General features: G+C 45.3%; 15 protein-coding genes. 7 read left to right on the forward strand and 8 right to left on the reverse strand.

The window, feature by feature from the left end; all coding sequences use genetic code 11:
• Positions 1–122: 122 nt before the first annotated feature.
• Both ilvB and ACZ5B7_RS26870 read left to right on the forward strand, forming a co-directional pair.
• Positions 123–1,823 carry a biosynthetic-type acetolactate synthase large subunit gene (ilvB, locus tag ACZ5B7_RS26865; RefSeq protein ID WP_464491631.1) on the forward strand — a complete coding sequence of 567 codons (1,701 nt, stop codon included), beginning with the start codon at positions 123–125 and terminating at the stop codon, positions 1,821–1,823.
• Between the two features lie 150 nt (positions 1,824–1,973).
• Entirely contained in the window at positions 1,974–4,052 is a 2,079-nt protein-coding gene (locus ACZ5B7_RS26870; protein ID WP_464491632.1) for a molybdopterin-containing oxidoreductase family protein, read from the forward strand.
• Between the two features lie 240 nt (positions 4,053–4,292).
• Here ACZ5B7_RS26870 and ACZ5B7_RS26875 read toward each other — a convergent pair whose 3' ends face one another.
• Together ACZ5B7_RS26875 and ACZ5B7_RS26880 are read right to left on the reverse strand one after the other, a co-directional pair.
• Positions 4,293–4,688, reverse strand: coding sequence for a hypothetical protein (locus ACZ5B7_RS26875; RefSeq protein WP_464491633.1), 396 nt, complete (start codon positions 4,686–4,688; stop codon positions 4,293–4,295).
• Between the two features lie 161 nt (positions 4,689–4,849).
• Positions 4,850–5,686, reverse strand: a complete 837-nt coding sequence (locus ACZ5B7_RS26880; RefSeq protein WP_464494581.1) for a YitT family protein — start codon at positions 5,684–5,686, stop codon at positions 4,850–4,852.
• A gap of 331 nt (positions 5,687–6,017) precedes the next feature.
• Between ACZ5B7_RS26880 and ACZ5B7_RS26885 the strand changes: the two genes are divergently transcribed.
• Positions 6,018–9,551, forward strand: a complete 3,534-nt coding sequence (locus ACZ5B7_RS26885; RefSeq protein WP_464491634.1) for a bifunctional 2',3'-cyclic-nucleotide 2'-phosphodiesterase/3'-nucleotidase — start codon at positions 6,018–6,020, stop codon at positions 9,549–9,551.
• A gap of 200 nt (positions 9,552–9,751) precedes the next feature.
• Here ACZ5B7_RS26885 and ACZ5B7_RS26890 read toward each other — a convergent pair whose 3' ends face one another.
• Positions 9,752–11,707: a bifunctional 2',3'-cyclic-nucleotide 2'-phosphodiesterase/3'-nucleotidase gene (locus ACZ5B7_RS26890; protein WP_464491635.1), complete on the reverse strand. Its 1,956-nt coding sequence runs from the start codon at positions 11,705–11,707 to the stop codon at positions 9,752–9,754.
• Positions 11,708–11,887: 180 nt separating this feature from the next.
• On the opposite strand from ACZ5B7_RS26890, the gene ACZ5B7_RS26895 reads away from it, so the two are divergent.
• Complete coding sequence (locus ACZ5B7_RS26895; protein WP_464491636.1) at positions 11,888–12,307, forward strand: VanZ family protein; 420 nt, start codon at positions 11,888–11,890, stop codon at positions 12,305–12,307.
• A gap of 74 nt (positions 12,308–12,381) precedes the next feature.
• On the opposite strand, the gene ACZ5B7_RS26900 is transcribed toward ACZ5B7_RS26895, so the two are convergent.
• Positions 12,382–17,688, reverse strand: a complete 5,307-nt coding sequence (locus ACZ5B7_RS26900) for an OmpL47-type beta-barrel domain-containing protein (RefSeq protein ID WP_464491637.1) — start codon at positions 17,686–17,688, stop codon at positions 12,382–12,384.
• 178 nt (positions 17,689–17,866) lie between these two features.
• Between ACZ5B7_RS26900 and ACZ5B7_RS26905 the strand changes: the two genes are divergently transcribed.
• The gene (locus ACZ5B7_RS26905) at positions 17,867–19,021 is read left to right on the forward strand and encodes a HupE/UreJ family protein (RefSeq protein WP_464491638.1); all 1,155 of its coding nucleotides are present in this window, start codon (positions 17,867–17,869) and stop codon (positions 19,019–19,021) included.
• A 55-nt stretch (positions 19,022–19,076) separates the two neighbouring features.
• Here ACZ5B7_RS26905 and ACZ5B7_RS26910 read toward each other — a convergent pair whose 3' ends face one another.
• The 3 genes from ACZ5B7_RS26910 to ACZ5B7_RS26920 form a co-directional block, all read right to left on the reverse strand.
• Positions 19,077–19,952: an ADP-ribosylglycohydrolase family protein gene (locus tag ACZ5B7_RS26910; protein WP_464491639.1), complete on the reverse strand. Its 876-nt coding sequence runs from the start codon at positions 19,950–19,952 to the stop codon at positions 19,077–19,079.
• A 98-nt stretch (positions 19,953–20,050) separates the two neighbouring features.
• Positions 20,051–20,491 carry an NUDIX hydrolase gene (locus tag ACZ5B7_RS26915; RefSeq protein WP_464491640.1) on the reverse strand — a complete coding sequence of 147 codons (441 nt, stop codon included), beginning with the start codon at positions 20,489–20,491 and terminating at the stop codon, positions 20,051–20,053.
• A 168-nt stretch (positions 20,492–20,659) separates the two neighbouring features.
• Complete coding sequence (locus ACZ5B7_RS26920) at positions 20,660–21,124, reverse strand: hypothetical protein (RefSeq protein WP_464491641.1); 465 nt, start codon at positions 21,122–21,124, stop codon at positions 20,660–20,662.
• A 269-nt stretch (positions 21,125–21,393) separates the two neighbouring features.
• Between ACZ5B7_RS26920 and ACZ5B7_RS26925 the strand changes: the two genes are divergently transcribed.
• On the forward strand, positions 21,394–22,692 hold the full coding sequence (locus ACZ5B7_RS26925) for an NCS2 family permease (protein ID WP_464491642.1): 1,299 nt from the start codon (positions 21,394–21,396) through the stop codon (positions 22,690–22,692).
• Between the two features lie 111 nt (positions 22,693–22,803).
• Here the strand turns inward: ACZ5B7_RS26925 and galE are convergent, their stop codons facing one another.
• Entirely contained in the window at positions 22,804–23,775 is a 972-nt protein-coding gene (gene galE, locus ACZ5B7_RS26930) for a UDP-glucose 4-epimerase GalE (RefSeq protein WP_464494582.1), read from the reverse strand.
• A gap of 221 nt (positions 23,776–23,996) precedes the next feature.
• Here galE and ACZ5B7_RS26935 point away from each other — a divergent pair, with 221 nt between their 5' ends.
• Positions 23,997–25,691: an N-acetylmuramoyl-L-alanine amidase gene (locus ACZ5B7_RS26935; protein WP_464491643.1), complete on the forward strand. Its 1,695-nt coding sequence runs from the start codon at positions 23,997–23,999 to the stop codon at positions 25,689–25,691.
• Positions 25,692–26,010 lie beyond the last annotated feature (319 nt).

The raw sequence follows: 26,010 nt of genomic DNA on the forward strand, positions 1-26,010 counted from the left end.
TGTGTGAAAATGGGCCAAGGCTCTTTTTTTAAAAAAACAACCCACCGTTGATGTAAATCACATACTTATTTTGACTGATAATTTAAACTATTTAAAAACTGTGAAATCAGGTGAATATTTTGTTGAAGGAAGTTTTTAAAGTAGATTCGTTTATGGAGACGCTTCATAAACTAGGAGTGGAATGTGTTTTTGGCTGTCATAATGATGGGGTTTTACCGGCTGAACATTCGGATATACGCTACATACAATTGCGGCATGAACAGGCAGCCGTTCACGCTGCCGACGGTTACGCCCGCGCTACCGGTAAGCCCGGAGTAGTCCTGATGACAACGGCCGCCGGGGTAACAAGCGGAATCACCGGAATTGCAACCGCCTATAGTGATTCTGTCCCGATCGTTGTTATTGCCGGGCCATTTTCAGCTAATCTATTAAACGGGGAATCCGCCAAAGAATTAGATATCTCGGGAATTACTATGCCGATTACCAAGTATTCTTTTAAAACTGAGGCGGGGCAGCTGCAAGGTGTACTTGATAACGCCCTAAAGCTTGCCGTCGAGGGACGGCCCGGACCGGTCTTGGTGGAGTTGACAACCAAAAGTGTGACAATGGGCGCCGAACGGATGAACCTTAGCCGTGCACCAAGGTGCGAAAGGACTAATGAAGCGGGCAGGAAATCTATTAATCATGCGAAGGAATTAATTGAAAACGCCAGGAAGCCGGTGCTTTTTGTCGGCGGCGGGGTAATTGCTTCGGGGGCTGCCAGCCATTTACGGGAAATCGCCGAGCGCTCGCGGATTCCGGTTGTTAGTTCAATGCTTGGGATTGGTGCGATGGATACGGGGAACCCGCTGTTCTTGGGGATGCTTGGGATGCACGGGACGTACGCCGCCAACAAAGCGGTGCACCATTGCGATTTGTTGATCTCAATCGGAGTTCGGTTTAGCGATCGGGTGACCGGAAAGGTGAGCGGCTTTTCGCCAAAGTCGAAAAAAATTCACGTGGACATAGACCCGGCTGAGATCAATAAAATCATTTCCGTAGACCTGCCGATTGTCAAAGACGCTGCTGAGTTCCTTTTTCAATTAAAAGAGGAACTGGATTATGAACGAATCAGGGCAAACGGCGAAATTTGGGTAAATGAGGCGGTGGATTGGAAGCGGACGGTGCCGCGCTTTGAGAAGTCGAAGAGCGTTTTGAGCCCGCAGACGGTGATTCGCACGCTGGCCGAGTTTTCTAGAGAGGACACAGTAGTAGTGACGGATGTCGGACAGCACCAGATTTGGACGACGCATCATTATCAGTTTACGAGACCGCGGACGTTGGTGACGTCGGGCGGGCTGGGCACGATGGGCTATGGGCTGCCGGCAGCAATCGGGGCGGCGGCTGGGGTGACTGGTTCTGCGGCTGAGGTCTCCGGGGCCGAGCGTTCGGGTTCGGGGACGCCCATTTTGTGCGTGTCTGGCGACGGCAGCTTTCAAATGAATCTGCAGGAGTTGATTACGGCCGTCAGGTACCGCCTGCCAATCAAGATTGCAATCTTGAATAACGGCTATTTGGGCATGGTGCGCCAGTGGCAGGAGTTGTTTTATCATGGCCGCTATTCTTCTGTAAAAATCGGCTCGCCGAATTTTGCAGGGGTGGCTGAAGCTTACGGCGTCGCTGGATTTCGGGCGCGTTCGGAGGAGGAGGCCCGACGGATTATTGAGGAGGCGATGAGTCTGGATGGTCCGGCACTGATGGAATTTGACGTGGTCGAAGAAGAGAATGTCTACCCAATGGTTCCGCCAAACCACAGCAACCATCAGCTGATTCTGTCGCGGTGAGGCTGGATGGATTTGGACGTCTTTTTATCCAATGACATCCCAGTCCTAAAATGACCTGAGTATGTTTCGCTCTCCTCTTTCTCGATTCGTGACAATCAAGCACCTTCTGCGATAGTATTAATCTATCAAGCTCTTTAAAGGAGAATGCTTATGCCTTCCTACGAAAATCTCCCGCGAGACGGGATTTTTCATGCGGTTTGCCCGCTCGACTGTCCAGACCAGTGCGGGCTTTTACTCCATAAACAGGATGGAAAAATTGTCAAGGTCGAGGGCGATCCAGAACACCCCGTGACAAAAGGACACATTTGCAATAAGGTTCGGAACATGGCGGAACGGATTCATGACGAAAAACGCCTGCAATATCCGCTAAAGCGCGTCGGGGCTAAGGGCGAGGGACGTTTTGCGCGCATTAGCTGGGACGAAGCGCTGAGCACCATCACGGACCACTGGAAGGAACTGATTCAAACGGACGGGCCGGAGAGCATTCTTCCCTATAGCTTTTACGGAAATATGGGGCGGCTCGCTGCTGAAGGCATGGACCGCCGCTTTTGGAATCGGCTTGGTGCATCAAGGCTTGACCGGACCATCTGCAACTCGGCCGGAGCGGTCGGCTACAAGTATACAATGGGCGGCAGCCTTGGCATAGACCCTGAGGAGACGATTCACACGAAATTGTTCATTTTCTGGGGCATCAATGCAGTGAGCACGAATATGCATCAGGTAGCGTTGGCGCAAAAGGCACGCCGCGAAAATGGCGCCAAGATTGTCGTCATCGATGTCCATAAAAACCAGACTGGAAGATTGGCAGATTGGTTTATTCCGATTTTGCCGGGCACGGACAGCGCCCTAGCCCTCGGCATCATGCACATTTTGTTTAACGAAAACATGGTCGATGATGATTTTTTGAAAAAATATACGGTTGGGTACGAGGAACTGCGGGAGCATGTGAAGCAATATAACCCAGCGGCTGTTTCGGAAATTACCGGGGTTCCAGTTGACGATATCTATAGATTGGCACGAATGTATGGGACAACATCGCCTTCTTTTATTCGGATTGGCAACGGCCCGCAGCACCACGATAATGGCGGCATGTTTGTCCGGACGGTTTCCTGCCTGCCGGCGTTGACTGGCCAGTGGCTTGTAAAGGGCGGCGGCGCCATCAAAGGCAATTCTGGATTCTTGGCCCATAATGCAGCAAGGCTGCAACGGCCAGATTTTTTGAAAAATAAAAACACACGCAGTGTGAACATGAATTCGCTCGGCGATGACCTGCTGACGCTTGACCCACCGGTGAATTCTCTATATGTATACGGATCTAACCCGGCGGTTGTGGCTCCTTCAAGCAAGAAGGTGCGTGAAGGGCTTGCCCGTGAAGACTTGTTTACTGTCGTGCACGATTTATTTTTAACAGAAACGGCCAAGTATGCGGATATCGTACTTCCGGCGACATCGTCGTTCGAAAACACCGATTTCTATACTTCGTACTGGCATCATTTTGTGCAGCTGCAGCAGCCTGTCATCGAACCGTTCGGCGAGGCTATGTCAAATGTCGAGGTGTTCCGACTGCTCGCTGAGCGAATGGGCTTTACGGATACTGCGTTTACTGAGACGGAAGCGGAAATGATTAGGGGTGCGCTCGATAACCCGCAGAATCCTTATTTGAGCGGTGTGAGCTACGAGGTTCTGGCTGAGCGCCATTATGTGAAGGCTCATGTTAAGCCGCTATTCTCGGGCAGACTGCCGACACCAAGCGGAAAAATCGAATTATATTCGGAGCGGATGAAGAAGGACGGGTACCCGCCCCTGCCAACCTACGTGCCATTAGTGGACGATGGCGAGGAGTTTCCGTTTCAATTTGTCCCGGGTCCAAACCATAATTTCTTGAACACGACTTTTTCAAATAATGAAAGGCACATTTCTTTAGAAAAAGAGCCGCGACTTTTTCTAAATTGGGAGGATGCATCGCGGCTGGGGATTGAAGATGGTGAACAGGTCCGGGTCTGGAATCATCGCGGCGAGATTGAGCTGAAAGCCGCTGTTGGGTACAGCGTTCTTCCGGGAGTGGTTGTGACCCAGGGATTATGGGCAGATGAAACCATGATATCGGACGCAACCGTAAAAACAGAAACAAAGCACCTAGTAAACATCCTCACTCCCGACCGAATTGCCGATATGGGCGGGGGCGCCACCTTCTTCTCCGGCCGGGTAGCAGTCGAAAAACTACAATGAGCTGTAAAAAACATACAAAATGTCCGCCCCACGTGGACGACACGCCAATTTGTCCACGCGTGGTGCCTGACACCATAAATGCCCCATCTTACAACTCTCTGTAAATTATAATAAAAGGAAGTTTCCAAATTCTAAAGAATGAGGACACTTCCTTTTTTTAAAGGCTGATTTTTTGATAATCATGAGGTTCCTAATTGAAAAATGTTACGGGTCGCATATGCAGATATTAGATTGAAGAAATTATAACTGAAGATGTATTTTAAGTTTTGCCAGTTCCCGTTCATTTCTAGCTGCCTTTTCCCAAATATGGTCCTGGTCTGCCTGCATGTCGGTTAGCTTAGCATGAATTTCCGCAAATTGTTTTTGGTTTTCGGCACGCATTTCCGAAAGTTCTGCTTTAATCCCTTGCTGTTCTCTCCGTAATTCTGACAGTTCTGCTTTTATTCCTTGCTGTTCACTTCGTAATTCTGACAGTTCTGCTTTTATTCCTTGCTGTTCACTTCGTAATTCTGACAGTTCTGCTTTTATTCCTTGTTGATCCCCTCGTAATTCCGACAGTTCCGTTTTAATCCCGCCTACCATTCCGATTAAATTAGAAAGCATTTGTTCTAACCTGTCTAATCGTTTCTCGTCCAACACAATCACCTCCCTTTTCTAAAAAATTATACTCCTATGTCCTTTTGATTACTATGCCAAAAACAGTAAACCTGTCGAACTATCACATATCATACAACATTCTGTCAGTGTCCACCTCACGTGGACAAAACGCCAATTTATCCATGCACGGTGGCTGACACCTATCCTGCCTTGTACCCCTTCCCCATCATTTCGTGGACATTGTGGACAGTGACGTATGCGTTTGGGTCAATGTCACTGACGATGTTTTTAAGTTGGACGATTTCTTGTTTGTTGATGACAATGTAGAGTACTTCTTTCTTCTGGCCGGTGTAGCCACCATATCCTTCGAGGACGGTGAGCCCGCGCGACATTTTTTCTGTGATGCCAGCTAAGACCACTTCCGGCAAATTAGAAATAATTAACACAGCTACCCGTTCATCGAGCCCTTCGACGATGAAATCTATCGCTTTCGCTCCGACATAGACAATCAGCAGTGTGAACATCGCTTTTTCCAAGCCAATGATGAATATCGACCCTGCCACCACGACAATGTCAATGATAAGCATCGCTTTTCCCATGCTCCAACCAAAAAATTGATTCGCCAGTCTTGCCAAAATAGTCGTGCCACCGGATGTTCCTCCCGCTCGAAAAATGAAGCCCAAGCCCGCTCCCACCAGCAATCCGGCAAACAACGAGGCAAGCAGGGTATCTTCCGTTAGCTTTTTTCCGATATCCTCTGTTAAAAATAAAAACCCGGAACAGGCTGCAAGCGAAACTAGTGTATAAACAAAAGCTCTTTTATCAAAAAATTTATATCCTATTAAAATTAGTACGGCATTTAATACGAAGTTCACAACCCCTGGCGACCAGCCAAACAAATAGTGAGCCACTATCGTGATCCCTAAAATGCCGCCTTCGGAGAGATGGTTTGGGATGGTAAAATAATTCACCCCTATCGCAAAAATAAGGGCACCGAGAAAAATATATAGGATGTCCTTGGCCGTTTTTTTCATGATAATACCGTCCTTCTTTTAAGTTCTTTCTTTAAGGATACAACATAATCTCAAAATTGTTTATGGAGGGGGAGAAATTTCCCACTTAAGTACATTTAGACCTACGACTTCCTTCCCTTACAAAACTTGAAAAAGTTATTTATGATGAAAAAGCTTGGATGAAAAATAAGGAAGAACTACCTAAAAAAGGACATAAAACCTCAATTAAGAACGTAGTTTTTTAATTGCGCTAGTTTTGTCCTTCAATAAGAACAAATTGGTACATAGACTCTTTTTTAGGGGGGATTCCATTTTTCCAGAAGTAAAATGATAGATTACTAGGAGGGCGACTTGGTTGAAAAAGAGAAATATAACTAAAGCAAAGAAATTTTTATCCGCAGCACTTGCCGTTTCACTTGTTACCGTTCCATTTTTTCCAACAGTAAAAGCTGGAGCGGCAGCCCCGAAAAACAGCAATGCCAATCCAAAAGTAGAACTGCGTCTAATGGAAACGACCGATCTGCATACCAATCTACTTAACTATGACTATTACAAAAATTCAGAATACTTAAAGGTTGGACTGGCAAGTACTGCCGCACTTGTAAAGGATGCCCGTAAAGAAGTAGAAAACAGTCTTTTGGTCGATAACGGTGACTTGATTCAAGGGACTCCGCTCGGTACCTACTTTGCAAAAATAGAACCGTTAAAGGATGGCCAAGTTCACCCGGTCTTCAAAGCGATGAACCAAATGGGCTATGACATGGCCACATTAGGAAATCACGAATTCAACTACGGGCTTGACTTTTTAGAAGAAGCTTACGATGATGCGAATTTCCCATTTGTAAACGCCAACGTTTATGTTGATGACCACGACAATAATCCGGAAAATGACATCAATAAATTTACACCTTATAGAATTATCAACAAAAAATTCGTTGATGAACGAGGTGGAAAGCATTTCATCAAAGTCGGTTTTATCGGCTTTGTGCCGCCGCAAATTAACGATTGGGATAAAGCCAATTTAGATGGCAAAGTCATTACGAAAAATATCGTTGAAACTGCCGAGAAGTTTATTCCGCAAATGCGTGAAGAAGGTGCCGATATCATCGTTGCGATGACACACTCTGGTTTCAGCGGCAACAAGGCTAACACGGAAGATGTCATTTATGCTTTAAGTGAAGTGCCTGGAATTGATGCGATTACCTTCTCGCATACACATAAGTTGTTCCCGGCAAAGGACGTTAAGTCTCTCGATGCGTTGTTCAAAGGCCCCGACGGTAACCCGCTTCCTGGGGTTGATAATGCAAGAGGAACTATTAACGGTGTGCCAGCCGTACAAGCCGGCTATGGCGGGGGATCGTTAGGAATTATTGACCTTGACCTTGTAAAAGAAAAGGGCAAGTGGAAGGTAGGAGATTCCCAATCTCAAACACGTGAAATCTATTCGCCAACCCAGGTTAAACCAGTTCAATCCATCGTAGATGCGGTTAAAGCAGACCATGAAGCAACCATTAATTACGTTAACACTCCAATCGGAAAAACAACCGATGACATTTATAGCTATTTTGCACTGGTACAGGATGACCCATCTATCCAGGTAGTAACGAATGCTCAAAAATGGTATGCAGAAAGGTACATTGCTACCAATAAACCTGAGCTTCAAAACCTGCCAATTCTATCTGTCGGCGCACCTTTTAAAGCTGGACGCAATGGAGTTGCTGAGTATACCGAAATTCAAGCAGGAGACTTAACGATTCGAAGCGCAGGCGACCTGTACCTATATGACAATACCTTGAAAGCTGTTAAAGTCAAAGGCTCTGTTGTCAAAGAATGGATTGAAATGTCCGCTGGGAAGTTTAACACTATTGACCCAGCAAAAACTGATGAACAGCCGTTATTAAATTCGGGATTCCCGGTTTACAACTTTGATGTTATTGATGGTGTACAGTATCAAATTGATGTCACAATGCCGCCAAAGTATGATAAAGATGGAAACGTGATTAATCCTAGTTCCAACCGTGTCGTCAATCTTACTTACAACGGACAGCCTGTCGATCCGAACCAAGACTTTATCGTGGTAACGAACAACTATCGTGCTGGCGGCGGCGGTAACTTCCCAGGTCTTAAAGGTGCCGAACTCGTCATTGACTCTGCGGATGAAAACCGTCAAGTTTTGATGGATTATATTTCTGAAATGAAAGAAATTACGCCTACAGCAGATAATAACTGGTCGATTGCTCCGATTCCCGGAAACGTAGACGTAACCTTTACATCATCACCAGAGGCTGAGAAATATATAAAGGATGGCGGCAATATCTCCTATACTGGTGATAAAGATCCAGCTGGCTTCGGCATTTTCAAACTAGACATTGGCGGGGCTCCTGTAAAAGTTCAGCTCCTAGGCTTAAATGATTTACATGGCCAGCTTGATACAGATACAAAAGTTGGCGACAGACTTGCCGGAAGCATGGAATATACAGCCGCAGCAATTCGTCAAAGAGAAGCGACAAACAAGAACACCCTTCTTGTTAACGCAGGTGACATGATTGGCGGCAGTCCGCTTATTTCAGCATTATTCCAAGATGAACCAACTGTTGAAGTAATGGAGTCTTTGGGCATGGATGTGGGAGCGCTCGGGAACCATGAATTCGATGAAGGAATTGCCGAATTACAGCGGATGATGAATGGCGGCGAGCATCCAGGAGGAAAGGGTACTGCCGGCTATGATGGAATGAACTTCCCTGTTGTAGCAGCCAACGCTTTTGATAAATCAACAGGAAAATTGATTACAGGGAAACCCTATGTGATTGAAGAAGTTGGCGGGAAGAAGATTGGTTTCATCGGAGTCATTACGCAAGAAACTCCTGACATGATAGTAACCAAAGGAAATGAGAACCTACAAATTACCGATGAAGCAGAAGCTATTAATAAGTACACGGCTGAATTGAAAGCACAGGGCATTAAAGCAATTGTCGTTCTTGCCCATAATCCTACTGCTCAAGATGGCTATGTTGATGGATTTGATGCTTCCAGAATTGCAGAAAATGTAGATGATGAAGTAGATGTGATCTTTGCTGCTCATAACCATGTTTATAACAATAAAGTAGTAGATAACAAACTAATCGTTCAAGCCTATTCCTACGGATCCGCTTTTTCTGATGTGGATCTAGAGCTTGATCTTGACACAGGTGACATCATCAACAAGCAAGCAGAGATTGTTACCGTTTTTCAAGACCAGTACACACCTGACCCTGCTGTTTCCGCGATTATGAAAAAGTATGAGGATAAGGTAGCGCCGATGAAGGCCGAAGTTGTGGGTAACTCGTTGACCAGCTTGACTAAGGGGTACCCTTCTGCTTTTGATGAAATTGGTGACAACGGACTTGGCAACTTGATTGCCGATGGCATGAAGGCAGCAATGAATTCCGACTTTGCATTGATGAACGGCGGCGGCGTCCGTGCCAATCTTGATGCCGGAGAAGTAACGTTTGGCGATTTATTTGCGATTCAACCATTCGGAAACGTGCTTAATAAAGTAAATCTAAGCGGTGACGATATGGTAACTGTATTAAACAATCAAATTACCGATCGCGGCCTCGACTTCCATATCGCCGGATTCAAGTACACTTTCACTTTTAATTCTGTATCAAAAACTGGAAAAATCGTGGACATTTTTCTCCCGGACGGAAGCAAGATAGATCCGAATAAGGAATATTCCGTTGTCGTGAATAACTATATGTATGGAAATGCAAAATACGGAATCGGCGCTCTTTCAACAGGCCTTGAGGTTGGCCCAGAGGATTTAGAAGCAACCGTTGAATTTGTTAAATCCCTGCCAAAACCATTTGAATATAAGGCTGAGGGACGGATTCAAAAAGTGACACAATAATTGTTTTTTTAGATTGGCAAAGCAGTCTGACCTCGGGTTAGACTGCTTTTTTTACGCCTTATTACGTAATAGCGAGGTTTTACTACATAAAATGGATTTCTCACCACAAAATTTTAATGTCTCACTACAAAATCCTTTGCCCTCACGACATTTTCTGGAATTATCATCTAATAAAAACCCTTTGTCTACATTAAAAATAATTAATTTGTTAAATCAATCGAATACTTCCCAAACCCGCCACTCGATGGTCCGATGTATTGAATATTTTTAAATAGTTTCGTATAATCCTGCGCTTTTGGCGAGGATTCGAATACAGGGACCACTGTGCCCTGGAATTTTGCAATAGACCAGTTCTGGTCAGCAGACGGGTTAATCGTTTTGTTTTCGCGAATATAGTTCGTGATGATTTGGCGATTTTCATCCGGTGACTGAAGGATGACTTCACCCTGGCTAACCCCCGGAAAGGTTTTACTAGATGCACGGTAATTATTTGTTGCAACAATGAACCTCTGATCGGCAGTAATCGGTTTGCCCTGATAGGTTAGGTTCACGATTCGGCCCGAATCCGGATTAATCAGCTTCCCGTTATAATCATATTTCGCAGGCTTGGTCACATCCACCTGGTACTGAACACCGTCTATGATATCAAAATTATAGGACCGGAAATCTGGATTAATCAGCTGCTGCTCGCCTCCCGCCGTGGGATTCAGCTGATTGAACTGCCCCGCACTCATTTCGAGCCAATCCTTTAGCTGAGCTCCATTCACTAACACAGCGTGAAGCGTATTTGGATACAAATATAAGTCAGCGACATTTTTGATAGCCAGTGTTCCTTCCGGGATATCCGTGTAATAGCTAGACCCACCGCGTCCGCCGGCTTTAAATGGCGCTGCCGCCGAAAGGATCGGAATGCCTGCAAATTTGCTGTAGGTTGGATCCTTTAATTTTTCAACCAAATACTCCGTTTGCGCATTATTGACAATTTGCACAGATGGGTCGTCCTGAACAAGGGCAAAATAACTGAAAATCGGTGCGGTAGTCTCGCCAATCGGTTGGTTGACGTAATCAATCGTACCGATATGCTCCGGTAAGATTTCTTTCATTAACGCTTCGTCAGTTGCTACAAGAGAATTGCCTTTTTCATCGGCAATCGGCCTGAGCGTGCTCGTGCCGCCAGCGACTGCCCATTTTCCACGAATTTTTTGCAACTTAAGGTCAATGACACCCAAATGGCTTCCGAACGAACCCGCCATTACGACTGGTTTACCGTAGATAGTTCCTTTTTCAAGATTTGTATTTGGCAGATTCGCATAGAGCGGACCAGGGAATAAGTTATGCGAATGGCCGGTAAATACGGCGTCGATGCCCCTTATTTGTGTTAAGTAGTAGGCGGCATTTTCCATGTCAGGTGAATAGGGTTCAGCGCTAATTCCCGTGTGGGCAAGCGCCACAATCACGTCAGCCCCCTTCTTTTTCATTTCCGGGACAAGTTTTTTCGCCGATTCTACAATCGACTTAGTGGTAACCTTACCCTCTAAATTAGCTTTATCCCATTCCATGATCTGCGGCGGTACAAAGCCAATGACCCCGACTTTAATGACGTGATTCTGCCCCTCATCATCAATCACTTTTTTGTTAAAAATAACATAAGGCTCAAAATAATGTTTTCCTGTAGCAGCGTCGTATACATTGGCGTTAACGACGGGCATTTTCGCCCCTTCAAAGGCACGGGTCAGAAAGTCCAGCCCATAATTAAACTCATGATTGCCGATGGTGACCGCATCATACCCGAGCATATTAAAGGCCCTTGTAACCGGGTGGACATCACCGTCTTTTAGCCCTCTTACCTTTGCGACATAATCACCCAAGGGATTCCCTTGAATATTATCGCCGTTGTCAAAAAGCAAAGAGTTTTTTACCTCGCTGCGGGCTTGTTTTATCATAGTGGACGTTTTTACCAGCCCCACCTTGTTATCTTCTTTTGTCTGGTAATAATCATAGTTTGCTAAGAATACATGCAAATCGGTGGTTTCAAGCAGGCGTAATTGAACCGCAGGATCCTCCCTTACTGCGTTGGCTAATTTCGGAAAAATATGACCTGTGAGCTGCCCGGCTATCAAGAGCAACAAGACAGCCACAAACGTTATCCTCTTCATTAAAGAAAAATCCTCCCCTTACCTGTCAAAAATTCATACAAACAAAAATAGTATTTGTAGAATGATTTAGAATATGAATTAAAATGGAGAAATTTAAGGGAGACCAAGGCCATCAGCAAGTCTAATCGAGTATAAAATAAATTCCCGAAGACCAAAATGGAGGCTAGAGGAGGCACTTTTATGAGAGTTTTACTAATCCTGTTTTGTGCGGGAGCCATTTTTGTTTCTACATGTACATATAGCTTTGATCAATTCATACGGTTTGGGGAGATTCGGTTTGAGTGGGAACGTCATCCAAACTTATCTGTGTTCCTGGAGCCATTGCCATCCCACCTTAGTAGTGATTTTCTGCTTCAAAAAGTGGGGCATTTCAGCGCATTCTTCATCCTGACACTGCTGCTCCAATCACGGTTTCAAGCAAAAGGGGTGGCGCTGATTCTGGCCATTTCCTACGGGGTATTCACGGAGATTCTACAATTATACTTTACCCGCGATGGCAGACTGTTTGATATTGGGTTTGATTCCGCCGGCGTTTTGTTGGCGTTGGCTGTAGGTGATACATGGGGATGGTTCTCGCGTACCATCGACAATGATGCATGAGAACCGTCCCCATGCATCAATTAAAAAGGACTGCTCTAAAAGACAATTTTGTCTGTTAAAGCAGTCCTTTCAAATTATTTACCTGAGTTGCTTTTTGGAACAGTTACAGTAGCAGTACCTGTTGTGGTATTGCCTGCCTTATCAGTTGCCATATAGGTAATAGTGTAAATACGAGCATTGCCATTTCCATTTTTTTCAGCACGAAGGCTGAATGCTTTGTCCGCCGTTCCATAGGATGCACCCTGGATATCACTCGGAATAGGCTTAACTTCGTTAATCGTAATCGATTTTAAAACCACTGATTCAATGCCCGAGGTCGCATCATCGGAATCCAAGGATGCATTTATATCTACCATTTTATGATTTGGAGACCAAAGAATCGGCTGGTCGACCGACACTGTTAATGTTGGTGCTGTTTTATCAATCTTAACTTCCAACGACTTGATATCTTCGATATTACCCTTGACGTCTTTGCTGCGGTATTCCACTGTATGGATACCGTCAGAAGTCAATTCAATCGGCTTCGCGTAATCTGTCCATACTCCGCCATTTAAACGATATTCTGTCCACTTAACACCGGACATATCATCTGTAGCCGCCAGGCTGACGGTGACATCGGATTGATACCAGCCATTTTTGCCGGTTGGCTCTTTCGGATTCACTTCAGCAACCGTTTCCGGTGAGGTAACATCAGGAGTGCCAATTAGTTCCTTGGTATTTCGAACACGGATCCGCTCTCCTTGGGCAAATGCGCCAGAAAGGCCGACTGCCTCGAGCGTGTCACCTACCTGAAGTGCCGGAACCGGACCGCTTTGATTTATGATGTAACCGTCAGTAAACACCAACACGTCACCTGAACCGTCGTTAACATAATAAGAGTTATCATCAAACTTCCCTGTTACCAAGCCTTTAACCTTCACAAGCAGCCCCTGATTAGCATCCGTTGTAGCTTCACCAGTTGGAACCACTTTTGGCTGTACAGGCTCGGTCGTTCCAATTTTGATAACATCTTGTGCAAAGCTGCCAAATTCAAGTTCCTTATTATTTTCAAAGATCTTGATGTGGCCATAGACACGAACCTTATCCCCTTCTTTTAAAGAGCCCTCCGGCACTTCTTGGAAGGCCATGATTCCGCCAGTGTCATCCTGTAAATAGAATGCATCAAAGAATACTCCTGCTCCAGTGGTGACAGTTCCTTCAACCACTACCGGTGTCCCTTCTTCTAACTCTCTTGCATCTGCTAGCTTAGTAATAGACGTACCGCGATCTGCTAACCAGTTAATCGAGTTCAGCGCTACTTCGTCATTGCCTTTTGGATTGTAGGACTCATCCATTTGCTTATCATTCATGAAGTTCATGCCGGAGACGACGATTTTCCCTCCTAGACCAATCACTTCCGATGCAATCGCCGGAATAGCCGAACCTCCTTGAGTATCGGAAACACTATCATAAACGTAGTTGCCTGATGCCACACTGCCCTGATAGGTAGTTTCATTCCCCTTGGCAATAATCGTGACCGTGTCACTATCTGTTAATGGCTGGTGCCCAACCCTTTCCAAACTCGAACCGCTATAATATTCAATCGTATCGGCTCGGTCCGTGATATAGTTTGCTACCGGCTTCAAGTGCAGACGGACGGCAAATTTGGACTTAAGCGGATCAGACCAGAAGTTTCCTTCTTTTGTATCATCGTTAATGCCATCATCATTAATTTGAATCGTCGAGCCCATTTGTTCCAGCAAGTCATTATTAATGTTCGTATTGTTTTTAAAATTACTCTTATCCGTCAACAATAACGAACCGCCATTTTTAACAAAGTCTGCAACGGCTTGGTTTTCAGCGGCTGTTAAATCTACTTGTGGATGGGTCATAACCAATACCTTTACATCCTTTAAGGTATCAGCGGTTAACTGCTGCTTATTTTCGAAGACCGTATAACCTTCACGCTGGACCATTTTTGTAAAAGCAGTGAAGTTATTTTTATATGTTCCTGGGTCAGTTGATGTGTTTTCATTTCCATGTGCAGCATCAATCATAACCTTAATTCCTAATGATTGTTTGATCGTTATCGGTTTCCTAAATTCATTATCCTCAGGGCTATCGCCGGCCGGAGTGTTCACCACAGCAATCAGCGTATGATTTCCGGCAACTGGGTTGTCCCATGTCACACTTGCTTTTCCGACACCTTTAGAGGCTAGGGAAGCAATTGTGCCTTCACCGATAAGATTGCTGCTGTTAACTTCATCATAGTAGAACTTAACAGTTAAGTTAGAAAGCGCCGTTTTACCAAGATTGCTGATGCCGGCTTCTAATGTCGCCGGGTTGCCGGATACAATCGCTCCGCCAGCCACTTCCAAACCACTTACGCGGACGTCAACATCCTGCTCTTTTGTCCAAATTGGCGCAGAGTAAATTTGCTCTCCGTCCATTTGCGTAACCTTGACCACAAACCATTGTTGGCCTCCGGTAACCGTTACTTCCGGGTTCCAGGTAAAGTCTTTCGTCATCGGTTCAATAGAATTAACCACTTTTGAACCATTGGTTATGAGTTCGACTTTTTTCACTCGGTCATCAGACTTATAATCTGACGGCAGGAAGTTATATTCCGCGATGGAATTGGATTCAGCCACTGCGTCTGACCCTTTAATATCAAACTTTAGCGATTTGCTGTTCACAACCGAACCCATGTATTGGCCGTTTGCTAGCATATCTAATTTAAAGTTTGGATCCTCTTCCATATAAACACGCATATTCCGCATGGAGTGCAATAATGAATTTTGAGATAAATCACTTGCGACAATAACGGTTCTCTTCATGGTTTGACCCCATGTACCTTCATGGTTGTCCTCGCCATAGGTCGGCGCGATATGCCATCCTAAATCAAGGGCGCTGAAGAATTTTTTCTCGGCATTCGCATAGCCGTAATGTCCTGAACCGTTCCCTACCTCAAGCATGGTAAACAGTTTATCTACTTTTTGATCATAAGGCATAAAGTTATTAAAGGCATTGGCAGACATATCAGGGTGGTTAAATTGGGCTGCAATATTGTCATACGTTAATACCCATGCATAGTACTGATTCAAATCCTGATATTTTCCGCCATTCATTTTTCGATCTATAAAATTATCTGTCCCAAACACGTTTGAGTGGCCCCAAGTGGTGGTAGTCATTTCAAATGCTGGGAAGACAACATAATCGTTCTTCGTATACTGGGCGGCAAGGTCCTTAGTCAGCTGCCACTGGTTGCCGCCTTTTCTTTCAGGCATTCCATTTCGTTGAACGGTGTCTTGACCCACCGATTCTGGATCGATATCGTGTGAGTGATCGGAGAAGGCAAACCAATCATACCCATGGGCCTTTCCAGCTTTAAGAGCATCTTCAGGTGTACCGGCTCCATCATGGGAAATATTTGTATGGTTATGGGTCGTCCCGCGATAATGTTCCCCGCCAGTGAATGGTTTTGCCACTGTAAATGACCAAGAAGCCGTGCTTTGGTATCCCTTCGTGTCGTATGCCTCGACCGTAATCGTATGTGGGCCGATTGCCAGCGGTGTTGCCAGCTCTAATTGCAATGGATTAACGGATGTTTTAACGGATGAAGTTACATCACTTTCATCCAATTTTACCAACATTCTTGAAAAATTAATCCCACTCGGGTCTTCCAATTGGAAGCTGATATCCGGAGTGGTCGTTTCGACAATGGCATTATTGACCGGTTCAAACCCTGAAATTTCCGGGCCTTGGGTATCCGTTTCCACAGTGACAGCAAATGGTGCTGCCGAGGACCCAGCCGTCTTCACTTCGGATGAATTTCTCGCTTCAATAAAATAGCTGAATCCATCAAGCGGCAGGTTGGCCGCCGTTAGGACAGCACTATATTGATCCTGTTCGCCTTTTTCCATTGGCATCGAATGATAGTCTGTTTCTGATGTGCCTTTATAGTAAACAGTCACAGTCTCTGCCCCAGGTGCTGTGGCAGTAAATTGAGTGCTTGTTCCTTTATAAGCGGTTGTGATTGGGTCATGCTGTAAGGACAAAGCGAAATATTCCTGTACATCAGTTGCATTTCGTGGAAAAACTTGATAACCGCTTGTGTATGGACTTGTCGAGTCATACTGGCTTGCAATTCCGGTAAATGTATAAGTGCTATCCTTTTTAATTGTATCGACAACATTAATGCCGGTGGTTTGCATTACTCTTACCAATGTGCTTTTTCCTGCGTCATCAGTAATCGTTATATTGGAACCTCCACCGTTTGGGGACGCCGGAACATCAGTTACCTTTCCTCTTACCTTTACGAGCGTACCTTCGAGCGGCTCGGCGGTATTATAGTTATTTAGAACAGCTAGTTTTTTGATGAAATTAGGTGATACTGTATGACCACTGCTGATAACTTCGACACTTGTTGGAACGATTTCGGTTAGGCCTCTGTAAAAATCAACTTTACCGGTAATTTTCACTTTATTGCCTACTGTTACTCCCTGTGGGGAACCAAATATATTAACTCCTCCAGTAGCATCCTGGATGTAGAAGGTATCTGAGCCTATAGTATTGTTTGCAACTGTAACCGTTCCTTCAACAGTAACTGTTTGACCTAATAATTTAGGCTGTCCTGCGTTGTCATTGTCACGGACATTTCCGATATAAGTAGAACCTTCTGAGATTGGGTCCGGTGTGACAAATGCTGGTTCAATTGGTGAACTGGAGCCTTGCGGATTTGGATCCGCCTGCACAAAATCATTGGCATTGTCGTTGGTGTCCCAGCCATTTCCGTTTCCTGCCCCTTCAGTTGTTGGACTTGAGCTGTCATTGGCTAATCTTTCAACTGATTTGCTTGCTGATGGCGGTTGGGTGGTGCCACTGCCTTCTTTATCATTGGCTCCCCCGTAACCGACAAAGTCGACAACATTTGCATCTAATGAGCCGGAAACAGCTGCAGTTGTTTTTGCTAATGCTACTTTCCCGTCTGACCCTCCCATACCAATTCCACCATTTGTAATATCAGGATTTGGAAGATCAACAGTGCCGCCACTTCCAGCTTGTTCCTGGATCAAATAGTACCCATGCGCCTTAATAACACCTGAAAGAGGTGTCATATATTTCGTATTGGTACTAAAGGTGCCCCCTTTTGCAGCATACTGGACAGACCAGCCCTCAAGGCTGATATCTTGATCCGTAGGGTTGTACAATTCGATAAAATCATTTTTGTACGTGGCCCCACTGTTGCCTCCCCCGCCATACACTTCACTTATAACCACATTTCCAAACTGAGCCGCCTCAGCAAGGATCGTGTTAAAAGTAAAGTTAGGCAGGAATGACCCTCCCACCATTAGGGCAGTAAGTCCGATACTCCCCCATTTTTTCACACGATTGCTTCGCATGGTTTTCCCCCTCGTTTTTTTCTCTTACATTTTAAATCTATCACGAAATATATAAAAAGAATATTGAAATTACTAGATTGATTTTTTGGAAAATTACCCCTTTCATTGTAAAAAAATGCGATATTTTTCGGCAATTTTCTTATAATAGGAATGACACCGTTCAGGAGGAATTTAAGAAGTGGAGAATTTATTAAAAAATAGGTTTGGATTATTGCTTTTTATAATTCTGTTTACCATACCTGGCATTGGATACGCCCATGCGTTAAGTGCTGCATTTACTACTATTAACCTGGGACAGGACGAAACAGAGTTAGTTTATTCGATTGATACGCTATCCGTCATTGAAGGAGTCGGTGGTGACAAGAATGATGACAGCACCCTGAGTAAAGAAGAACTAGAAGACATCAAATTTAGGTTGGAAGAGTGGGTTGAGGATAGTCTCATTGTTGAGGCGGATGGGAAGCAGCAAAAGGGTGAGCTGCAGGGTCTAAAGCTGGAACAAAAAGGAGATAAGGTCGTCGTTACCCTGCAAATGAAATATCCTGCCTTTTCGGTTGGCCAAACGGTTAAATTGGTAGACGGGATTTTTTATCAAGGGCAAAACGCTGCCTATTATAATAATTTTTTGGCAGTTAAATATAATGGACAAGTAAGTGAAGCAGTCTTACACGGAAAAGACCGCGAATGGGCAATGCTGCTAGCGGAAACTCAGCAGCAACAACAGCAGCAGGATGGACATGCTGCTCCCGAACCATCCGTTGGAGAGAACTCAGCTGGGGGAGGGGGGCATTCATCGTGGTTTTCCTTTTTCACCTTAGGGATGGAACATATCCTAACTGGCTACGACCATCTATTATTCCTATTTGCCCTGCTGTTGAGAAAGCAAACCTTCAAGCAGTATGCAGCCATTGTCACGTCGTTTACACTTGCCCACAGCATCACGCTTAGCCTGGCTGTTTTAGGAATTGTGACACTGCCTTCCCGGTTTGTCGAGGCCGTGATTGCCTTCAGCATCTGTTATGTGACGATTGAAAACATTCTCCGTAAAGATATCAAGCGGCGCTGGGGAATCACCTTCCTGTTTGGATTAATTCATGGGCTCGGGTTTGCCTCGATTTTAAAGGAAATGAATATTCCAAAAAGCAGTTTGGCTGCGGCGCTCGTTAATTTTAATATCGGCATCGAGATTGTCCAGCTAGGGATTGTCCTGCTATTGCTGCCAGTGTTAACATACATGTTCAAGCTCAAAGCCTCTGATAAAATCATCCGCTACGGGTCGATTGTGATTTTTGTATTGGGAGCAGTTTGGCTGGTCGAGAGGATCTTTTTTTAGAAGGAGACCTAGAGAAGGGTGATACATGGGGACGGTTCCCTTGCATCACCCTTTTTTATTTTACAAGTTCATAAAGCTTTAGGCTTAATTCCTCGAGTTCTGCTTTTTCAAGCAATACATCGCAGTACTTTGTTGGCAGCTCTTTATAGCCACAGGCTAACCCTGCCAGTCCGCCTGCGATAGCGGCGACTGTGTCGGTATCATAACCTTCGTTAGTAGCGCCTATCACAACATCCAAGAAGGATTCGCTGTTGAGGAGCCAGTATAAAACCCAATGCATGGTGTTTACAACGAAACCATCCGGCGGAGGTGTTGGCCTTTGCCCATTTAAGGCAGGCTCATAGATGGTTCCCTTAATTTCAACTTGGATGGCCTCCTTCAGCCCTGCGCCTCGAAGGACATGAAAGGCAATCCTGCTATAAATAAGGCAGGCTTCGTCGGCTAAGGAGTCATAGTGCGTCATTTTAGATTGTTCCCTTGTCACCTCTTCAACCTTTTCGAGGTCCCGGTAGGATAATGCGACAGGCAGGCAGCGCATTAATGTGCCATTGCCCGCGGATTTCCTGCCAAGATAGTGGTTATGGGCTTTCTCGGCAGCGACTGCCCAACTGCCCCCGCCGTATGTACTTAAAACCGCACGAATGATATTTCCGATATCTTTAGGGTTTGTCGCATACCATTTTAAAAATTCTTCCCCTATCGATTCGATTGGGTTTTCTGGTTTTTTTAGGATTCCTTTTGCAACAGCCACGGCCATGGCCGTATCATCAGTGGTTTCTCCCTTTTCAAGGTTCCAGACTCCGCCGCCAATGATCTCCGTCACCTTCCCATATTTTCTGCGAATTTCATCCCTTGTCAAAAATTCCGTCGTGCCGCCCATTGCATCGCCAATGGCCAGACCGAAAAGGGCACCTTTAATTTTGTCTAACATATCCTCACCTCTTTGTTCATTAAAACTTATGGCGCATGGGTGGTGCATTAGGGTGACTGTACGCAACAGAAATGATGCATAAGAACCGTCCCCATGCATCATCCAAACGTGTTAATAATGCTAGCAACTAACGGGCTTGTCTTTTCTGGGAGATTTCCGATGTCAAAAAATCCAGCATCTAGTGTTTCATGTCCATCAATTTTGATATTTGCGTTTTTAATATCTTTTGATTTGTATGCAATCGTGACGGGATAGAATTGGTCGCCATTCGGCAGCTCAACAAAATACTGCTTTCCCGAGAAGACCCCGGCCAGCTCGAGTTCGCCAATCTCGACTCCCGTTTCTTCGAATACTTCGCGTCTTGCCGCTTCTTCCGCTGACTCACCTAGTTCCAGCAAACCACCAGGCAGCCCCCACATTCCGTTGGATCTTTTTTGGAGAAGAAGCCTTCCCTGGTTATCGAGTGCCCCTACACATGCGCCGACCAATATCAGCGGCCGTGTTCCAACAAGTTTCCGTAAATCTTCTATGTATCCCATTCAAGCCTCCAGTATATTGTTTATATTTATTTATTGTTCTTAATTCTGGAAACATCTATTAGTTTCCTCCATAACTAAAGGACAAACCTCAACAGCAATACAGGCACAGCCGGGACAACTGTCCGCCTGAGGCGGACACAGTCCACGAGCAGTGCCTGACACCATCTATTACTGACCATTGTAATCCCAAAGAATACACCATTTTTCTTTTTCTTTGACGGCGAAGACCTCTTGTTTGAGATCAAAGTTTCCGTATTTTCCTTTATAGGTTTGGGTAACGAGGATTTTGTAGACATTTTTGAAGGCAGGTCCTTCTTTCGACATTTCCCATTTATCCAGTTTCTCAGCACCATCAAGTGTATAGGTAAATGTTTCAACCCCGAAATGATTCATAAATACATGGGCGCGATCCTGAATATAGGCGCCTTTGCCAAATCTTTTCTTCATCTCGGAATGGAACAGCGCCCAGGAACTAGCGAAATCACCCTGCTGCTCATATTGATAAAACTCATTCACCACAGCCGCTGCCTGCTGGTCCGATGAAACAAAAACACATCTCACCAGCATCAAAACCGCAGCTATCAACAAAATCCCCATAAACAGCCCTTTTACTGGTACATTTCTTCTCCTCATGATGCACTCCTTTACGATGGAAAAGCCTATATATCAAAGAATATGTCTTAACACGTCCAAATAGTAGCAATTTAGACCAGGCGCCGCCGGGACAAGTGTCCACCCTGAGCGGACATTTGTCCACGGACGGTTACTGACACCTTTGTTTCCAGCCTTATAATAATCATTAAAATGTATGGGAAATATAAAATTACCTATTGCAAGTTTATTTAAATACGAATAATATTATAAAGTATTTATTATATCGTTCGTGTTTTGGAGGAACTAAGATGTTTAGACTTACAGAAAATGGTACAAACATGAGAACAGAAGTGCTTGCGGGGATCACTACTTTCTTCACGATGGTGTATATCGTCGTGGTAAACCCGGTTATTCTTGCTGATGCGGGCGTTCCGTTTGATCAGGTTTTCACTGCCACTATTTTAGCTACTGTTGTGGGCTGTCTTTGGATGGCGCTGTTCGCCAATTATCCAATCGCCATCGCGCCAGGAATGGGGCTGAACGCCTACTTTGCCTATTCCGTCGTTGGCGGTCAGCACATCAGCTACACTACCGCCTTTGCCGCTGTTTTTGTGGCCGGTATTATTTTTGTCATCTTGTCATTAACTCCCCTCAGGGAAAAATTAATTGAAGCCATTCCGGAGAATCTGAAGCATGGAATTACTGCCGGGATTGGTCTGTTTATCGCTTTTATCGGCCTGCGGCTAACCAAAATCATCGTCGCGGACCCAGTCAATCTAGTCCGTCTCGGCGATCTTCATTCAGCATCTGCTCTGTTAACCATTTTAGGATTAGCCGTTACTCTTATCCTTATGGTTTTAAGAGTGAACGGGGCTTTATTTTTCGGGATGATTATCACTGGAATTGTTGCCTTTTTCACCGGACAGCTTTCTTTTGATAAAGGTTTCCTATCCTTCCCTTCACTTCCAGAAGGGTTGATGGTCGCCAATCCCATCACAGCGCTTGGCGATGTCGTTCATCACAGCCTTTACGCGGTTGTTTTTTCTTTCATTTTAGTAACGATTTTTGACACAACCGGAACGATGGTCGGGGTTGCAAACCAGGCGGGATTAATGAAGGGTGACAAGCTGCCTCGGGCACGTCACGCTTTGCTGTCTGACTCCGTGGCTACAGCAATTGGGGCGATGTTTGGGACAAGCCCAACCACGGCCTATATTGAGTCAACATCCGGGGTTGCCGCCGGCGGCCGGACTGGCTTGACCACTCTTACGGTTGCCGTTCTGTTTATCTTGTCCGCTTTCTTTGGGCCGCTAGTCGGTGCTGTATCCGGGATTTCGGCGATTACATCTCCGGCGTTGATTATTGTCGGCAGCCTGATGATGGGGAACATTGCACAAATCCGCTGGAGCGAGCTTGAGGAAGCGTTCCCTGCTTTCTTGACGATTTTGGCCATGCCGCTCACTTCGAGCATTTCAACTGGTATCGCCCTTGGTTTTATCAGCTATCCGCTGTTAAAATTGGTGAAAGGAAAAGGGCGTGACGTACACCTGCTTGTCTATGTTTTTGCGGTGCTGTTCTTCATCCAGCTTGCCTTTTTACAGCATTAAAAAACGCTAATATGCAAAAAGTCCAATCCGCTGAATCGATGCGAATTGGACTTTTTTAATTTGATGGTGCTAGTTCTATTTAAAATGAGGCAAAAGAACCGTCCCCATGCATCAGTATCGCTGCTCCTGGTGCCAGTTCCAGGCGTCGGCGATGATGCGTTCTAGGTTGCGTTCTGCTTTCCAGCCGAGTTCGTTGAATATTTTATCGGAAGAGGCTACGAGTCTTGCTGGGTCGCCGGCGCGGCGGTCAGCCATTTCGACATTGGCCTTCACGCCTGTTACGCGTTCGCACGTTTCAATTACTTCTTTAACGGAGTATCCGAGCCCGTTGCCAAGATTGTAGATTTCCGCCGTTTTCTCTCCAGATAACAGCGCTTCAAGTGCGAGAATATGAGCCGAAGCCAAATCGGTGACATGAATATAATCACGGATACATGTGCCGTCCTCGGTATCGTAATCGGAACCGAAAACAGAAATCTTTTCCCGCTGACCCAGCAGCTGCTGTAGAATAATCGGAATCAAGTGTGTTTCAGGATCATGGCTTTCCCCAATCACAGCAGATTCATGTGCTCCTGCAGCATTAAAGTACCTTAGTACAACATAATGTAAATCATAGGCTCTTGAAAAATCAGCCAAAATCTGCTCGATCATTAGTTTTGAATGGCCATACGGATTAATCGGCGCCGTTGGCGTTGCTTCATTGATGATGTCCACATTCGGAATCCCGTATGTAGCAGCTGTGGATGAAAAAATAAAGTTTTTGACATTGTGTTTCATCATAACTTTTAATAAAGTTAAAGTAGAAGCAACATTGTTCTGATAATATTTCATTGGGTCGACGACTGACTCACCAACGAGGCTGTTTGCCGCAAAATGCATCACGGCCTGTATCGGATAACTATGAAAAATCATGTCCAAATCTTCTTCATTGCCAAGGTCGCCTTTTACAAAAATCGCCTGGCTGTCAACGGCATCGCGATGGCCGGTAGACAGGTTGTCCAATACGACTACCTCGTCTTTTTCAACTAGTTCTTTCACAAGATGGCTGCCAATATAACCTGCGCCGCCTACAACAAGGATCATCATTCATTTCCCCTTATATAAGATTCACGTGACTTATGTATTATACCATTATTAAAAAAATGATGCCCCATTTTCGGTTTCTTAGCCTTTTTCCAAAAAACTTTACAAAAAGTACTCCTTGCCCAGAAAGTCAGGAACATAAGCACAATGTACTAGGCCCGAACCAATTCAAACTCTTGCCATAGGATATATATGATAATAAGTGAAATGGAGGAGATGAAATGAAGATTTATTTAGACCCGGGGCATGGCGGAAACGACCCTGGCGCTCAAGGAAACGGTCTAAATGAGAAGGATGTCACCTTGGATATTGCATTGAAGCTGCGCTCCATTTTAGTCAATCAGTTTGAAAATGTATCGGTCAAAATGAGTCGTGAAAGTGATATCACCAAAAGCCTGGGTGCCCGGACAAGCGAGGCGAATGCTTGGGGCGCAGACTTTTACCTGTCAATTCATATCAATTCAGCGGGCGCTTCCGCCCAAGGTTATGAGGACTATATTTATAACGGCCTTTCTAGGTCCTCACGAACAGCCCAGATCCAAGGTATCATTCATGCAGAGGTAATGAAAGTAAACGAGTTAATTGACCGCGGCACGAGGCAGGCCAATTACCATGTGCTGCGTGAGTCCAATATGGAAGCCGTCTTAACGGAAAATGGCTTTATCTCTAACGCTCATGATTCAGCGCTAATGAAGCAAGATGCGTGGCGGCAGAAGGTAGCTCAAGGCCATGCGAACGGTCTTGCCGCAGCCTTTAATCTTGTTCGAAAAAACAATCCTGCACCAGCGCCGCAGCCAGCGCCCGCCCCAACACCTGCTCCTGCCCCTCAGCCAGCGCCTGCGCCGTCAACTCCCGTGTCCGGAACCCTCTTCAAAGTCTATTCCGGTTCCTTCAAATCAAGAGAAAATGCAGACGAGCGCGTCGCCAAACTTCGGTCCATGGGATTTGATGCCTTTGTGGCAACCACGACTATTTCTGGTGGAACGTGGTACCGCGTTCAGGTTGGAGCATTTGCAAACCGTGAAAACGCCGAACAGCGCTTGAAAGTCGTGCAAATTGCCGGATTTAATGATTCCTTCATTATTATCGAAGGAGGCGGAGGAATGGCTGCCAGCCCAGCAGAAGGAACAAGCAGCACAACGGATAATTCTGGGGCGACTGACAGCAATTCTGCGGATATTGCTCCTAGTCCAGATAACGCTCCTGATCCAGATACCGTTCCTAGTCCAGATGCCGGTTCTAGTACCGATAGTGTCACTAATGAAGCGAGTGAATCCGCCCCATCCGACACCGCTGACCCGAATAATGGTACTGCATTAGGTGGCGATTCTGACTCAAGCAGTCGCTCTGACATAGTCAGCGAAACCCCGAGCGCCCCTGTCCAAGAGTCATCTATTAACTCAATTTTCGGACCAACTTTCGTATCGCCAGAGCATATGAACCGATTTGTAAAAACAGTCAATCCAAGCGCACCTGATTTGGGAAGCCTTTATTTAAAATATGGCGAATATTACGGAATTCGCGGAGACGTCGCGTTTGCACAGGCCGTTCACGAGACAAACTTCTTCCGATTCACCGGCGTCGTCAAGCCGGGGCAGGACAACTTCGCCGGCATCGGAGCAACCGGGCCCAACAATCCAGGTGCCAGCTTCCAAACACCTGAAGAAGGGGTAATCGCTCACCTGCAGCACTTGTTCGCCTATGCAACCACGAACCCACTGCCAAACCAATACCCATTAGTGGACCCTCGCTTCCATCTTGTCAATAGGGGTTCTGCCCCGACATGGACCTCCTTAAACGGCAAGTGGGCTGTACCGGGAACCACGTATGGTCAGTCGGTTTTAAACCTGTATAAACGGATGGTGAATTTCTCGATTCAAAATTTGGATAGTATCCAAAAGGATATTCCATATTAAGGAATTTACCGCTAATTAAACGTTTGGGGAAAACGAGCAGTAGTTTCCCCTATTTTCATAGTTTGCATTATCTAATTGGAAGCCATAAGAGTTGATTGATTTACTGATTTTTTCAAAACTGAAAGCATATTTCCTCTTCAAACGTTTGATTAGATTGTTTTGAGCCCTTTTTATAAAAGGGTTCTTCTTTTTTACAATGGAGGATTACAAAATAATTATTTCCACAGCCTGCCCTTTTGGGGGCTTTTTTTATAAATAAAAGATGGAGAGGGTAAACAGCTGGCAGACACCGGCCCGAACCTTGTCCAACTTTTTTTCA

This window comes from Neobacillus sp. S1115 (genome assembly GCF_055385565.1).